Below are 14,146 nucleotides of genomic sequence, written 5' to 3'. Positions count from 1 at the left end.
TGTCTAGCAGTGCTAGGATCGAATCATGTCGGTACAAGAACGCAAGGAGCGCGAACGGGCGGAGCGCGAGCGCCTCATCGTGGCGACAGCCCGTGAACTCGCCGAGCAGCAGGGCTGGGACGCGGTCACCACCCGTCGGCTCGCCGAGCGCATCGAATACAGCCAGCCCGTCCTCTACAGCCACTTCCGCGGCAAGCGCGAGATCATCGGCGCCGTCGCCCTCGAAGGCGCCGCCGAGATGGCCGCCGCGCTGCGGGCCGCGACCTCCGCCGCGGACGGACCTCGTACCCGGGTCGCCGCCCTCGCCCGCACCTACCTCGACTTCGCCGCACGCAACCCGGCGGTCTACGACGCCATGTTCCAGCTCGACGGCGGCCTGGCGTTCGCGGACGAGGACACCCCGGAACCTCTCAAGGACGCCTTCGCCGCGCTGCTGGAGAGCCTGGGCGAGGTCGCCGGGGACGGCGTCCACCCGGGGCTGTTCACCGAGGTGTTCTGGGCGTCCCTGCACGGGCTGGCGACCCTGACCCGGGCGGGACGGCTGCCGCCGCAGGAGACGGGGCCGAGGGTGGAGCTGCTCGTGGACCGGCTCGCCGTGGTCTGACACACCATTGCGGCGGGCGCGCGGCCGGGGCCCCGCGCCCCGCCGCCGCCTGTCAGCGCCGAGCGGTCGTGCCCCGGTCATAGGGACTGTCGTGAGAGATGGGAGTCTGAACGGGTGAGTGAGACGACGGCAGAAACCCTGCAATACCGCTTCGACGGACCGGAAGACGCCCCCGTCCTGGTGATCGGCCCCTCCCTCGGTACGTCATGGCACATGTGGGACCGGCAGATATCCGAGCTCATCAAGCACTGGAGAGTCTTCCGTTTCGACCTTCCGGGCCACGGCGGCGCACCCGCCCACCCGGCCACCGCAGTCGGTGAACTCGCCGACCGGCTGCTCGCCACCCTCGACGGCCTCGGTGTCCAGCGCTTCGGCTACGCGGGCTGCTCCCTGGGCGGTGCGATCGGCGCCGACCTCGCGCTGCGCCATCCGCACCGGGTGGCCTCGCTGGCCCTGGTGGCCTCCTCCGCCCGCTTCGCCAGCGCCGACGAATTCCGGCAGCGCGGGGTGATCGTCCGCACCAACGGGCTGGAGCCGATGGCCCGCTCCGCTCCGGAGCGGTGGTTCACCCCCGGGTTCGCCGCCGCCCAGCCCGCCATCGTCGAGTGGGCCGTCCAGATGGTCCGCACCACCGACCCGGGCTGCTACATCGCCGCCTGCGAAGCCCTCGCCGCCTTCGACATCCGTACGGCACTGGGCCGGATCGGGGTCCCCACGCTCGTCCTGGTCGGTGCCGAGGACCAGGTCACCGGCCCCGGCGACGCCCGCACCCTGGTCGCGGGCATACCCGACGCCCGCCTCGCCCTCGTCCCGGGCGCCTCCCACCTGGCCCCGGTCGAGCAGCCCGGAGCCGTCACCGACCTCCTGCTCACCCACTTCTCCGCCGCCTGGCAGGACACCCAGGCGGCCATCCCGGCGCCCTCCTTCGCCCCGCGGATCTCCGCCCCCGTACTGCCCGTCGCGGAGATCACCGCGGCCACCACGCGGCCCGCGGACCCCTCGCAGGAGCGCGCCGATTCGTACCCGCAGGGCATGAGGATCCGCCGCGAGGTGCTCGGGGACGCCCATGTGGACGGCGTCCTGGCCGCCTCCGACGACTTCACCGACGACTTCCAGGAGCTCGTCACCCGCTACGCCTGGGGCGAGGTGTGGAGCCGGGAGGGGCTGGACCGGCGCACGCGCAGCACCGTCACGCTCACCGCGCTGGTCGCCTCCGGACATCTGGAGGGACTGGCCGCGCACGTCAGCGCGGCCCTGCGCAACGGTCTCACCCCGGCCGAGATCCGGGAGGTCCTGCTCCAGACGGCCGTGTACTGCGGCATTCCGGCCGCGGGCGCCGCATTCACGATCGCGCGGTCGGTGATTCAGGCGGAGACGACACCGCCCGCGTAGCAGGATGGGACACATGAACGCTGTGAACCCCGAGCCGTTCGCGCTCACGCTGACCAAGAAGTCCCACTCCTGCATCCGTCTGGAGAAGGCCGGGCGCACGCTCGTCATCGACCCGGGCGGCTTCTCGGAGCAGGACGCCGCGATCGGTGCCGAGGCGATCCTGGTGACGCACGAGCACCCCGACCACTTCAACGAGGAGCGGCTGCGGGCCGGCCTGGAGGCCAATCCGGCCGCCGAGATCTGGACCCTGCGCAGCGTGGCGGACCAGCTCGGCGCGGCGTTCCCGGGACGCGTCCACACCGTCGGGCACGGCGACACCTTCACGGCCGCCGGGTTCGACGTCCAGGTGCACGGCGAGCTCCACGCGGTGATCCACCCGGACATCCCGAGGATCACCAACATCGGCTTCCTGGTGGACGACTCGCTCTTCCACCCGGGCGACGCGCTCACCGTGCCCGACCGCCCGGTCGACACCCTGATGCTCCCGGTGATGGCTCCGTGGAACAAGATCTCCGAGGTCATCGACTACGTCCGCGAGGTCGCGCCGCGCCGCGCCATCGACATCCACGACGCGCTGCTCACCGATCTCGCCCGCCCGATCTACGACACCCAGATCGGCGGACTCGGCGGCACCGACCACGGGCGGCTGGCACCGGGGGACTCGACGGCCGTGTGAGGGACGGCGCCCCGGCGGCTGTCAGTGGCAGCCGCTAGGTTTACGTACATGCGCATCGCCACCTGGAACGTCAACTCGATCACCGCCCGACTGCCGAGGCTGCTCGCCTGGCTGGAGAGCACCGGCACGGACGTGCTGTGCGTCCAGGAGACCAAGTGCACCGCCGAGCAGTTCCCGGCGGAGGCGCTCCGCGAGCTCGGCTACGAGTCCGCGGTCAACGCCACCGGCCGGTGGAACGGGGTGGCGATCATCTCGCGGGCCGGCCTGTCCGACGTCGTTACGGGGCTGCCGGGCGGCCCCGAGTACGACGCCGTGCAGGAGCCCCGCGCGATCAGTGCGACCTGCGGCCCCGTCCGCCTCTGGTCGGTGTACGTGCCCAACGGCCGCGAGGTCGGGCACGAGCACTACGCGTACAAGCTGCGCTGGTTGGAGGCGCTGCGGACGGCGGTCGCCGCGGACGCCGCGGGGGCGCTGCCGTTCGCGGTCATCGGCGACTTCAACGTGGCCCCGGCCGACGAGGACGTCTGGGACCCGGCCCTCTTCGAGGGCGCCACCCATGTCACGCCCGCCGAGCGGGCCGCCCTCGCGGCGCTGCGCGAGGAGGGCCTCGCCGACGTCATGCCGCGCCCCCTGAAGTACGACCGCCCGTACACCTTCTGGGACTACCGCGAGCTGCGCTTCCCGAAGAACAAGGGCATGCGCATCGACCTCGTCTACGGCAACGCCCCGTTCACCGCCGCCGTCAAGGACAGCTACGTGGACCGCGAGGAGCGCAAGGGCAAGGGCGCGTCCGACCACGCCCCGGTGGTCGTCGACCTCGACCTCTGAGCGCCGGCCCTGCTCAGGCGCCCGCCCCGGGCGCCTGAGCCCGCACGGCCTCCAGCACCTGGCCCTTCGACGGGTTGACCATGGCCTTACCGCCCACGGTGACCGTCGGCACGGTCTCGTTCCCGTCCGCCACGGAGCGGACGAACGCGGCGGCCTCGGGGTCCCGCCGGATGTTGACCTCGGTGTACTCCAGTTTCGTGAACCGCAGCCGCAGCCGGAGATTCATGCAGTACGGGCAGCCCGGCCGCCAGTAGACGACCACCCCGGCTCGGTCCTCAGCCACTCGAACTCCCCTGTTCGTATGTGTGTGCGTCCGCACCGGATCCTAGTGCCGGCACCGGTGCGGGGGCCGGGCGGCAGGCCCGCGCGGCTGTGGCGGTGCCGAGCGCCAGGACCATCAGCAGCGCGCTCACCCAGAGCGGCGCCCGGAAGCCGAACCCCGCACCGATCGCGAGCCCGCCGATCCAGGGGCCGAGCGCGCCGCCCACATTGAACGACGCGGTGGCGAACGAACCCGACAGGGTCGGCGCACCGTCCGCCAGGCGGAACACGTGCGAGATCAGCGCGGTGCCGGTGCCGAACGCCAGCATCCCCTGGACGAAAACGAGCACGAACACCGCCACGGGGCTCCCCGCCGTCCACGCGAACAGCGCCCAGCCGACGGCGAGCGACACCAGACCGGCGGCCGTCAGCGCGACCGGCCGGGAGTCGATGATCCGGCCGCAGACGGTGACCCCGATGAACGAGCCGACCCCGAACAGGGCGAGCAGGGCGGGCACCCACGCGGAGCCGAACCCGGTGACATGGGTGGCGATCGGTTCGAGATACGAGAACGCGCAGAAGGTCGCGCCCTGCACGAGCGCGCTCGTCAGCAGCGTCAGCTGCAGCCCGCGCCCCGCCAGGCTCCGCAGTTCGGCGCGTGCGCTCGGCAGCGCGGACGGGGGCCGCCCCGCCGGAATCGCCGCCGCGATCACGGCGATCGCCGGCAGCGAGACGAGGGCGACGGCCCAGAAGGCCGCCCGCCACCCCCACTGGGCGCCCAGCCACGCCCCGGCGGGGACCCCCGCCACACAGGCGACGGTGACACCCCCGACCACCACGGAAGTCGCGCGGGCCCGCGCCCCCGGCCCGGCCAGGGCGACCGCGGTCACCAGGGCGACCGCCCAGAAGCCGGCGTTCGCCAGCGCTCCGACGACCCGTGTCGCGAGCAGCAGACCGTAGCTGGAGGTGACCGCGCCGACGACATGGACGGCCGCGAAGACACCGAGGAAGAACAACAGGGCCCGCCGGCGGGGCCAGTTGCGCCCCAGGAGCGCCATCAGCGGCGCCCCGATCACGATCCCGACGGCGAACGCCGAGGTCAGCAGGGCTGCGGCGGGGATGGAGACACGCAGGTCGTCGGAGATGCCCGACAGCAGGCCGGAGAGCATGAACTCGGAAGTGCCCTGGGCGAAGACGGCGAGCCCGAGCGCGTAAACGGAAAATGGCATGAAGGAACCCCATGGACGGCTGATGGACAGAACCGGTTGGGGATGCGGGCCGCACCCGCTCGCGTCAACGAGCGGCAACGCGGCGCAACGGTCACCGTGATCGTGGCCGTGACACGGCACATCGGCGGAGCCGTGACCGCCGGGGGATTCTCACCCCGGTACGTACGCCGAAGCGCAACCCGCAACCGCATGGGTCCGGGGTGGCAGCCGTGCGTGACCGGGGCGGACATGGTCCGGCCGGTCCGGAAGCCACCGGGGGACCGGTGGCTAGCTTCTGTCCGACTCGGGGCTGCACATGATCGCGAAGCTATCAGTGCGCGACGGGATGTCACCACCCCTTTTCCGGGCCCGCCCCGAGGCTGCCGGACATGGCCGGGTGAACACACGAGGTACGTCAGGTGTTCAGCGCTCGAACGGCAGACCGCGCGTCCTGTGGTGCGGAGCCGGGCCGGGATGCGACCCTGAGCGGTATGAACATCCCTTTCTTGGACAACTGGCGTAAGCGTCACGACGGTACGCGGGAGGCGGGGCTCGCCGCCGCTGTCGACGCCGATCCGGAAGGCGTGGCCCAACTGCTCGCCGAATGTGACCTGCTCCGCGTCCGGGCCGGGGAGAGAGGGCTCGAACTGGACGACACCCCTGCCTCGTTGGCGGCACTCGACCAGCTGCCGCCGCGCTGGCGCGACGACCCGGAGGAGCTGCCCTGGCTGGGCAATGACGCCGGGCTGTACCTGGGCACGGTCCTGGTGCGCAACGTTCCCGGTGCGCTCTGGCACATCTGGCCGAGCGGCCAGCCCGTGGTGCGGCTCGCCTCAGGACGCGAGATCGATGTGGTCGAGGCCGGTCTGAGCTGGGCGATGTCGGGCACCCCGGAGCTGTCCCAGCTCTACTCGGAGTCGGCCGAGGGCTGAGGCGGCGGTGCGGACCGGGACGGTCCCCGCACCGTTCCGCGCTGCGGCGCGATAAAACGCCTTATGCCCCATTTACGCGTGTCGGGTGTGAAGTCCCTTGCCGGGATGGATAGTTTGCGCTGACCTCGACCAAGCGATAAGTGGGTAGGGCAGCGTATGGCCGTCGATCCGTTGATCGAGCTGCGTGACGTCAATAAGTTCTACGGAAAGTTGCACGTACTGCAGGACATCAATCTCACCGTCGGCCGCGGGGAGGTGGTGGTGGTCATCGGCCCCTCCGGCTCGGGCAAGTCAACCCTCTGCCGGACCATCAACCGGCTCGAAACGATCGAGTCGGGCCACATCACGCTCGACGGCAGGCCCCTTCCCGAGGAGGGCAAGGGGCTCGCCCAGCTGAGGGCCGAAGTCGGCATGGTCTTCCAGTCGTTCAACCTGTTCGCCCACAAGACCGTCCTGGCGAACGTCTCGCTCGCTCAGCTCAAGGTCCGCAAGCGGAAGAAGGACGAGGCCGACCAGCGCTCCCGCGAACTGCTGGAACGGGTGGGACTCGCCTCGCAGGCCGACAAGTTCCCCGCCCAGCTCTCCGGCGGCCAGCAGCAGCGCGTGGCCATCGCCCGCGCCCTCGCCATGGACCCCAAGGCGCTCCTCTTCGACGAGCCCACCTCGGCGCTCGACCCGGAGATGATCAACGAGGTGCTGGAAGTGATGCGGCAACTCGCCCAGGAGGGCATGACGATGGTCGTCGTCACGCACGAGATGGGCTTCGCCCGGTCCGCCGCCAACCGGGTCGTCTTCATGGCCGACGGCCGCATCATCGAGGACCGCACCCCGGAGGACTTCTTCACCGCGCCGGAGAGCGACCGCGCCAAGGACTTCCTGTCCAAGATCCTCAAGCACTGACGGGAGGCCCTGTGTTGCGTACGAGAAAAGTACTGGCCGCCTGTGCCGTCCTCCTGCTGGCCCTCCTCGCCGCCGGCTGCGGGAAGAACGGCAGCCCGCCGGTGAAGGGGCCTAAGGCCGGGGCGCTGCCCGTCTACCAGGTCGACACCGGCTTCCGGCTGCCCGGCTCCAGCACCTGGACGAAGGCGAAGAAGCGCGGATACCTGCGGGTGGGCGCCAAGGAGGACCAGCCCTACCTGGGCGAGAAGGACCCGGCCACCGGGGTCTACTCCGGCTTCGACATCGAGATCGCCCGGATGATGTCGGCCTCGCTGGGCTTCGACCCGAAGACGATCCGGTTCAAGACGATCGCCTCGGCCAACCGCGAGACGGCGCTGCAGAACGGGCAGATCGACTACTACGTCGGCACCTACACGATCAACGACATGCGCAAGAAGCTCGTCGGATTCGCCGGCCCCTACTACATGGCCGGGCAGGGGCTGCTGGTCCGCACCGACGAGAACGACATCCACGGCCCGCAGGACCTGGCGGGCAAGACGGTCTGCTCGGCGGCGGGTTCCACCCCGTACCAGCGGATCGCCGCCGACTACCCGAAGGCCGACCTGGTCTCCTACGACACCTACTCCATCTGTGTCGACAACCTGCTGACCTACCAGGTCGACGTCGTCACCACCGACGACGCGATCCTGCTGGGCTTCGCGGCCAAGGCGCCCGACGAGATGAAGGTCGTCGGCAAACCGTTCTCCGAGGAGCCCTACGGCATCGGCGTCCCGCGCGGCGACAAAGCCCTGCGCCTCGCGCTGGACGACGCGCTGGAGGCCGACGAGAAGAACGGCAACTGGAAGAAGGCCTTCGAGGCCACGCTCGGACTCTCCGGGGCGCCCGCACCGAAGCCGCCGCCCATCGACCGCTACCCGGCGACCTGAGAGGACGACCAGAACCATGGACGTACTCACCGAGAACTTCTCGCTCTACGGCAAGGGCTTCCTCGGCACCCTCGAACTCACCGTCTACGCCTCGATCCTGGCGATGGTCCTCGGCTTCGTGATGGCCTCCTGCCGGGTGGCGCCCGTCGGCTCGTTCCGGGTGCTCGGCACGGTCTGGGTCACGGTGCTGCGCAACACCCCGCTGACCCTGCTCTTCTTCGCCGTACTGCTCGGCCTGCCACGCTTCGGCCTGGTGCTCCCGTTCAAGGTCTTCGCGGTCCTCGCACTCGGCTGCTACACCTCCGCGTTCATCTGCGAGGTGCTGCGCTCCGGGATCAACACCGTGCCCAAGGGCCAGGGCGAGGCGGCACGCAGCCTCGGCATGACATTCGGGCAGACGCTCGGCAACGTGGTGCTCCCGCAGGCGTTCCGCTCGGTGATCCCGCCGATCGGCTCGACGCTCATCGCGCTGGCCAAGAACTCGGCGATCGCCGGCGCGTTCAGCGTCACCGAGCTGCTCGGCACCTACAAGACCCTCAACGAGCTGGGATTCAGCATCATCTGGACCTTCGTCTGGATCGCCGTCGGCTACCTGATCATCACGCTGTCGATCAGCGTGGTGTTCAACGTGATGGAGAAGCGCTGGGGGGTCGCCCGATGACCACCCACTCCGTGCCCTCCGCCACCGCGCTCTACGACATCCCCGGACCGCTGACCCGCAGACGGCATCGCGTCTACGGAGTCGTCTCGACGGCCCTGATCCTCGCCCTGGTCGGCTGGGTCATCTACCTGCTCTTCGACACCGACCAGTTCACCGCCGCCAAGTGGTCGCCCTTCGAGTACAAGGGCATCCAGGAGCTGCTGCTGCGCGGCCTCGGCAACACCCTGAAGGCGTTCGCGTTCGCCGCGGTGCTCTCGCTGGTCCTCGGGGCCGTCCTCGCCGTCGGGCGGCTCTCCGACCACCGGCCGGTGCGCTGGGCCGCCACGGTCGTCGTCGAGTTCTTCCGTGCCATGCCCGTACTGGTGATGATCTTCTTCGTCTTCGTCGCGCTGAAGGCGCAGCCGCTGCCGGCCCTGGTCGCCGGGCTGACGCTGTACAACGGCTCGGTGCTCGCCGAGGTGTTCCGTACCGGCATCAACTCGGTGGAACGCGGCCAGCACGAGGCGGCGTTCGCCCTCGGCCTGCGCAAGACGCAGGTCACGGCGTTCGTCCTGGCCCCGCAGGCGGTGCGCGCGATGCTGCCCACCATCATCAGCCAGCTGGTGGTGGCGCTGAAGGACACCTCACTCGGCTATCTGATCACGTACGAGGAATTCCTTCATGCCGGGAAGCTCATCGCCTCCAACCTCGACTACGATCTTCCCTTCATCCCTGTAGTGATGGTGATCTCGCCGATCTACATCGGGATGTGCATGCTGCTCTCCTGGTTCGCCACCTGGGTGGCCAAGCGGCAGCGGCGCAATCCGAGGACGGAGGCGGTGGACGTCGCACCGGCCGGTCCAGGAACGCTCCTGCCGGGAGCGCAGTAGCCGGGAACCGCCGAGAGGCGGTACCCGGGAGCGGTGCCCGCCCGGCAGCAGCCGGTGATCACTTCTCGTGCAACGGCACGGACCGCACGACGGTCCGCGCCGGCGAGGGGAAGGTCAGCTGTGAGCCGGCCGGGCTGTGCTCGGTGCGCAACGGGCCGACGGTGTCGGCCATCAGGGCACGTCGGTGACCGGCCGGGACGCCGTGGGAGCCGGAGGAAGATCTCCGGGCCCACGCGGAACGGCCGGCCCGGCGTCCGCCCGGAACGCACCGCCGGTCCACGGCCCCTCGTGCACACCGGTGAGAGGCCGGGCTCCCCGCGTCCGGTATTCTCCCCCCTTCGATCCCGACGGCCACCCCCTCGCACCGCCGCGCCACAAGCCGGCACCGGCGGGGAGGTCGTGCAGACCCTCGGAGAGTGGGAGACATCGGTGCGCGGAGCGGCCGGCCACACCCTGTACCGGACGTTCCGGGCCCGCATGGCGCGCCGGTGACGGCCGCGGACGCGGCCACCGGGGTCGCCACGCAGGAGCACGAACAGCCCGGCTCGGGCTCGGTGCTGCGCAGCGGCGCCGTCATGGCCGCCGGGTCCGTCGTCTCGCGGGCCACGGGATTCATACGCTCGGCGGTCGTCGTCGCCGCGCTCGGCACCGGACTGCGGGCCGACGGCTACACGGTCGCCAACACCCTGCCCAACATCCTGTACATGCTGCTGATCGGCGGCGCCCTGAACGCCGTCTTCGTCCCCGAACTGGTCCGGGTCGCCAAGGAACACACCGACGGCGGGGCCGCCTACACCGACCGCCTCCTCACCCTCTGCACGGCCGGGCTCCTCGTCCTCACCGCGCTCGCCGTCGCCGGCGCCCCGCTGATCATCTCCCTGTACGCCCCCACCTACGACGGGGACCAGGCCGAACTCACCATCGCCCTGGCCCGCTACTGCCTGCCCCAGATCCTCTTCTACGGGCTCTTCACCCTCCTCGGGCAAGTACTCAACGCCCGTAACAGGTTCGGGGCGATGATGTGGACCCCGGTCCTCAACAACGTCGTGATCATCGCCGTGTTCGGGCTCTACCTCTGGACCGCGGCGGGCTCGGACGGCAGTCTGACCTCCGCACAGGCCCAGGTGCTCGGCTGGGGGACCACGGCCGGGATCGCCGTGCAGACCCTGGCACTCGTACCCGCCCTGCGCGCCGCGAAGTTCCGCTGGCGGCCGCGGTTCGACTGGCGCGGCAGCGGTCTCACCCGGCCGCTGCGCGCGGCCGGCTGGCTCGTCATGCTCGTGCTGACCAACCAGGCCGCCTACTGGGTGGTGACCCGGCTCTCCACCGCGAGCGGCCAGCACGCCGCGGACCAGGGCGTGGCGGGCGGCGCGGGCTACACCGCGTACAGCTACGCCTTCCAGCTGTGGGTGGTGCCGCAGGGCATCGTGACCGTCAGCCTCGTCACGGCGCTGATGCCGCGGATGAGCAGGGCGGCGGCCGACGGCGATCTGGCCGGGGTGCGGCGGGACGTCTCGTACGCGCTGCGGACCTCGGCAGCGGTGGTGATCCCGGCCGCCGCCGCGCTGCTCGCGCTCGCGCCGTGGGTGATGGGAGCGGTGTTCGGCTACGGACGGACCGGCCCGGCGGACATCACCGTGATGGCGGGCATGATGGCGGCCTTCGCACCGGGGCTCATCGCCTACTCCGGGCAGTACGTGCTCTCCCGCGGGTTCTACGCGATGAGCGACACCCGTACGCCGTTCTTCCTGAACCTGGTCATCGCGGCGCTCAACGCCGGCCTCGTGGTCGCCGCTTATCTGCTGCTGCCCGCGCGCTGGGCGGTCACGGGGATGGCCGGGGCGTACTCCGTCGCGCTGTTCGCCGGCTTCGCCGTCACCGCGTACGTACTGCACCGAAGGGTCTCCGGAAGCGGCGCGGAACGGCCCTCGCTGGTGCGCTCGCCCGGAGTGCGGGCGCACGCGCGCCTCGTGGCCGCCTGTGTGCCCGCGGGGCTGCTGGCCTACGCGGCGGCCCGCGCCGTGGACACGGATGGGTCCGGGCTCGGGGACTTCGGCGCGGCGGCCGCGGGGATGGCGGTCCTCGTCCTGGTGGTGGCGGCGCTGGCCCGTCCGCTGCGGCTGACCGAGGTCAGCACCGCGCTGGCGGCCGTCCGGAGCCGGCTGCGGCGGAGCTGAGCGCCGCTCACGGCCGGTCCGGTCCGCGCGGACGGGTGCGGGTGGCGCCGTCCGCGACATCGGGGCCGCCCCGAACGGACTGGAGCGGGGCGGCCTCGATGATGTGCGTCAGCCGGCCGTGATGAGCTGTGGCGCTCGGAGAACGTCACTCGGTCACAGGGTCTCGGCGCGTACGGTCAGCCGGCCGGCTCCGTACCGGCGGCCTTCTCGGGCGTGACGGGTTCGACACGTATGGAAGAGAAGGCGTCACGGAGGAATCGGTCGAGCTCGGCCGAGTCGCCGGGGCCGACGACTCCGGCCAGTGGGATGTCGGTGTCCGCGTAGCTGAGCACCGTCTTGATCGGCTCGTCCTCGGAGCGCTGGCTCCACCGGTGGACGAGCGGGCTCTCGCGGAACGCCGCTTCGCCCTCGATCCGGCAGTACTCGGCGCCGAGCTTGTGGCTCGGCCACGTGAACCAGCCGTAGCGGGACCCGTCGCCCTGGGACCAGGACAGGTTCTCGGCGTCCGCACCACCGGTGACCAACTGCAGGTAGCGGGAGGGCAGGTGCACCCCGGTGGCGAGCTCGAAGGTGTCCACCACGTCGGCGCCGCCGAAGCGGGCGCCGACCTCCAGGAACACCAGCCCGTCCGGGGTCTCGATGCCTTCGAGGTGGAAGAGGCTGGTGGTGATGGAGACGGCGGCAAGGCACTCCGCGGTCCAGCGGCTCAGCTCCGGGGTCAGCTCGATCTGCACCGAGCCGAGCGGCGTTCCCTGCGCGTATCCCAGGCAGGTGCCGACGTAGCGGCTGGCCTGGATCGCCATGGGCTTGCCGTCGATCAGCATGCCGTCCACGTGGATGATGGGTCCGGTGACGAACTCCTCGACCTCGAAGCCGTCCTGCTCGGCGCCTTCGGGCACTCCGGCCTCGCGGACCGCCGCCAGGGCCGCGTCCGCCGTCGGGTAGATGTGGACGTTCAGGCTCGCCGCGCCGTCCAGCGGCTTGAGCACCGTCTCGCCCGACCAGGGCAGCCCACCGGGCCCGGCACCGAGCGCTTCGGTCAGGGACAGGAACCGGGGTACCCGCAGACCCGCCGCGGCGACCGCGGACTTCATGACCACCTTGTCGCGCCAGGGCCGGATGTCCTCCTCCCGGTCGCCGGGCACGCCGAGGGCCGCCCGCACCCGGGCGCCGGCGATGAGGTCGAACTCGGAGAGCGCGAGCACCATGTCGAAGGCGGGGAGCCCGGAGACGGCGGCCAGCACCTCCTCCGTGAGGTCGCCGGTGTCGGGACGCTCGATGCGCGTGCAGCGGAGGTCGGACGGAAGGGTGGCCAGCCGGTCCGCAGGGCCGACGTAGGTGACGTCGTGTGCCGCGTGGTCAATTCCGTTCGCGTGCCGGATCATTTTGTCCGTGACTCGGTGCAGGATCAGGATGCGCATGATAGTTCCTCAGACGGGCGAGAAGCGGTATGAGTAGGACGACGGCGCAGACGGAGCCGATGACGGAACCCAGAACAATGCTCTGGGCGCTGAAGGACGTAGTGAAGAGGGTCACCAGGAGTCCGGCTGCCGGCAGTGACAGCTGATTCAGGAGAATGATGATGGCGATCGTTTTCGCGAAGTGCTCGCGCGGAATTCTTCTGACCCGCTCCGTGCGTATGACGACATTGAAGAATCCGACGATCCCGAGCAGGACCGCGTAGCTCACCGCGTACTGAGTGAAGGTGTTCGCCAGGCCGACTCCGATGCCGCCCAGGCAGATCAGGGAGTAGGACGTCATCAGGGCGGCGAAAGGATTCAGCCGCTTCGTCAGGCTCGGGACGACGAAGAACGTCAGGATGCCGACGATGCCGGCTCCGGCACTCAACGCCGCGTAGTACTTGTCCGGTTGGTGGAAGACGCCCACGGTGGTGGCGGCGCTGGTGGCCATGCCGACACCGACCATGAGATTGACCGTCATGGTCAGTCCGACCAGACCCAGGATCGCGGGCAGCTTGAGCAGGGTCCTCACGCCCTCGCCTATGCCGGTGATCACCGAACGGACCGTGGTGCGTTCGGCGGTGTCCCCGGCGAGTGCCTCGACCCGGAGCGAGTGGCGCAGGGACAGGGTGTTGAGCGTGGTCAGCCCGTACACCACACCGATCACCGCGAGCAGGCTGGTGGTCGGCAGTGCGGCGGCGAGCAGCGCGGCGAGCACCGGGCCCACCACCTCGCTGGTCTGCTCCGTCCCCTGGATGATGGACTGCGCCCGGACCATCTGGTCCATGGGAACGAACCGGGGGAGCGTGGCCTCAAGGGCGACGTACGACTGCGCGCCGGCCACTGACATGCCGGCGGCCAGCACGCACAGCGTGAAGAACTTCCCGTCGGGCAGCAGGAACATCAGGGCGAACGCGGTCAGTGCCAGCCCGGAGCGGACGACGTCCGATCCTATGTACAGGACGTAGCTGCGTATTCGGTCCGCGAACACCCCGGCCACGGGCAGGAAGACCACACGGGGAAGCCATTCGACAAGGAAGATCAGGCCGGTTTGCGACGCACTGCCCGTTAATTTGTAGGCGAGCAGTGGAATGGCGAACAGAAGGAATTGGTCGCCGAGCGCGGCCAGTCCGCGTCCGGCCACGAAACGCGCCACCTGAGGGGTCGGCATATTGGCGTGTTTCGGTATTCCCGCATCGCCGCCGCCGAGTTCCCTGCCCCCTCCGGGGGCCTCGGTCGTGCTCTCCCTCTC

Annotated in this window: 14 protein-coding genes; 10 read left to right on the top strand and 4 right to left on the bottom strand. The window is 70.4% G+C overall.

The window, feature by feature from the left end; translation table 11 throughout:
• Positions 1-25: 25 nt before the first annotated feature.
• From ACZ6S6_RS07415 to ACZ6S6_RS07400, 4 genes are all read left to right on the top strand, one after another.
• Complete coding sequence (locus tag ACZ6S6_RS07415; RefSeq protein ID WP_362957967.1) at positions 26-604, top strand: TetR/AcrR family transcriptional regulator; 579 nt, start codon at positions 26-28, stop codon at positions 602-604.
• A gap of 114 nt (positions 605-718) precedes the next feature.
• Entirely contained in the window at positions 719-1,996 is a 1,278-nt protein-coding gene (gene pcaDC / locus ACZ6S6_RS07410) for a bifunctional 3-oxoadipate enol-lactonase/4-carboxymuconolactone decarboxylase PcaDC (protein WP_469704310.1), read from the top strand.
• Positions 1,997-2,018: 22 nt separating this feature from the next.
• Positions 2,019-2,672, top strand: a complete 654-nt coding sequence (locus tag ACZ6S6_RS07405; protein ID WP_469704505.1) for an MBL fold metallo-hydrolase — start codon at positions 2,019-2,021, stop codon at positions 2,670-2,672.
• Positions 2,673-2,720: 48 nt separating this feature from the next.
• Positions 2,721-3,500: an exodeoxyribonuclease III gene (locus ACZ6S6_RS07400; RefSeq protein WP_362957973.1), complete on the top strand. Its 780-nt coding sequence runs from the start codon at positions 2,721-2,723 to the stop codon at positions 3,498-3,500.
• Between the two features lie 13 nt (positions 3,501-3,513).
• Here ACZ6S6_RS07400 and ACZ6S6_RS07395 read toward each other — a convergent pair whose 3' ends face one another.
• Positions 3,514-3,783, bottom strand: coding sequence for a glutaredoxin domain-containing protein (locus ACZ6S6_RS07395; RefSeq protein WP_469704309.1), 270 nt, complete (start codon positions 3,781-3,783; stop codon positions 3,514-3,516).
• Positions 3,776-4,990, bottom strand: coding sequence for a Cmx/CmrA family chloramphenicol efflux MFS transporter (locus ACZ6S6_RS07390; protein WP_469704308.1), 1,215 nt, complete (start codon positions 4,988-4,990; stop codon positions 3,776-3,778). Before ACZ6S6_RS07390 ends, ACZ6S6_RS07395 begins: the two co-directional genes overlap by 8 nt.
• 470 nt (positions 4,991-5,460) lie before the next feature.
• On the opposite strand from ACZ6S6_RS07390, the gene ACZ6S6_RS07385 reads away from it, so the two are divergent.
• The 6 genes from ACZ6S6_RS07385 (at position 5,461) to murJ (ending at position 11,434) form a co-directional block, all read left to right on the top strand.
• The gene (locus tag ACZ6S6_RS07385; protein ID WP_362957982.1) at positions 5,461-5,901 is read left to right on the top strand and encodes a DUF6278 family protein; all 441 of its coding nucleotides are present in this window, start codon (positions 5,461-5,463) and stop codon (positions 5,899-5,901) included.
• 156 nt (positions 5,902-6,057) lie between these two features.
• Positions 6,058-6,801: an amino acid ABC transporter ATP-binding protein gene (locus ACZ6S6_RS07380; RefSeq protein WP_469704307.1), complete on the top strand. Its 744-nt coding sequence runs from the start codon at positions 6,058-6,060 to the stop codon at positions 6,799-6,801.
• Between the two features lie 14 nt (positions 6,802-6,815).
• Positions 6,816-7,727, top strand: a complete 912-nt coding sequence (locus ACZ6S6_RS07375) for a glutamate ABC transporter substrate-binding protein (RefSeq protein WP_469704306.1) — start codon at positions 6,816-6,818, stop codon at positions 7,725-7,727.
• 16 nt (positions 7,728-7,743) lie between these two features.
• Positions 7,744-8,388, top strand: coding sequence for an amino acid ABC transporter permease (locus ACZ6S6_RS07370; RefSeq protein WP_362957991.1), 645 nt, complete (start codon positions 7,744-7,746; stop codon positions 8,386-8,388).
• A complete protein-coding gene (locus tag ACZ6S6_RS07365) occupies positions 8,385-9,257 on the top strand; it encodes an amino acid ABC transporter permease (RefSeq protein ID WP_362957994.1) in 873 nt (290 codons plus the stop codon). The genes ACZ6S6_RS07370 and ACZ6S6_RS07365 overlap by 4 nt, the downstream gene beginning before the upstream one ends.
• A 488-nt stretch (positions 9,258-9,745) precedes the next feature.
• The gene (gene murJ / locus ACZ6S6_RS07360) at positions 9,746-11,434 is read left to right on the top strand and encodes a murein biosynthesis integral membrane protein MurJ (RefSeq protein ID WP_469704305.1); all 1,689 of its coding nucleotides are present in this window, start codon (positions 9,746-9,748) and stop codon (positions 11,432-11,434) included.
• A 176-nt stretch (positions 11,435-11,610) separates the two neighbouring features.
• Here murJ and ACZ6S6_RS07355 read toward each other — a convergent pair whose 3' ends face one another.
• On the bottom strand, positions 11,611-12,855 hold the full coding sequence (locus tag ACZ6S6_RS07355) for an ATP-grasp domain-containing protein (RefSeq protein WP_469704304.1): 1,245 nt from the start codon (positions 12,853-12,855) through the stop codon (positions 11,611-11,613).
• A complete protein-coding gene (locus tag ACZ6S6_RS07350; RefSeq protein ID WP_469704303.1) occupies positions 12,794-14,065 on the bottom strand; it encodes an MFS transporter in 1,272 nt (423 codons plus the stop codon). Before ACZ6S6_RS07350 ends, ACZ6S6_RS07355 begins: the two co-directional genes overlap by 62 nt.
• Between the last annotated feature and the right edge of the window lie 81 nt (positions 14,066-14,146).

It is taken from the genome of Streptomyces sp. NPDC048671 (assembly GCF_055587045.1).
Note: the sequence above shows the minus strand (reverse complement) of the source record. Positions and strands in the feature narration are given on the sequence as shown.

Bases quoted from the DNA above. Each gene is read 5' to 3' on its own strand.
- ACZ6S6_RS07415 (WP_362957967.1), top strand. From the start codon at position 26: ATGTCGGTACAAGAACGCAAGGAGCGCGAACGGGCGGAGCGCGAGCGC.
- ACZ6S6_RS07400 (WP_362957973.1), top strand. From the start codon at position 2,721: ATGCGCATCGCCACCTGGAACGTCAACTCGATCACCGCCCGACTGCCG.
- ACZ6S6_RS07390 (WP_469704308.1), bottom strand. From the start codon at position 4,990: ATGCCATTTTCCGTTTACGCGCTCGGGCTCGCCGTCTTCGCCCAGGGC.
- ACZ6S6_RS07385 (WP_362957982.1), top strand. From the start codon at position 5,461: ATGAACATCCCTTTCTTGGACAACTGGCGTAAGCGTCACGACGGTACG.
- ACZ6S6_RS07380 (WP_469704307.1), top strand. From the start codon at position 6,058: ATGGCCGTCGATCCGTTGATCGAGCTGCGTGACGTCAATAAGTTCTAC.
- ACZ6S6_RS07370 (WP_362957991.1), top strand. From the start codon at position 7,744: ATGGACGTACTCACCGAGAACTTCTCGCTCTACGGCAAGGGCTTCCTC.
- ACZ6S6_RS07365 (WP_362957994.1), top strand. From the start codon at position 8,385: ATGACCACCCACTCCGTGCCCTCCGCCACCGCGCTCTACGACATCCCC.
- ACZ6S6_RS07355 (WP_469704304.1), bottom strand. From the start codon at position 12,855: ATGCGCATCCTGATCCTGCACCGAGTCACGGACAAAATGATCCGGCAC.
- ACZ6S6_RS07350 (WP_469704303.1), bottom strand. From the start codon at position 14,065: ATGCCGACCCCTCAGGTGGCGCGTTTCGTGGCCGGACGCGGACTGGCC.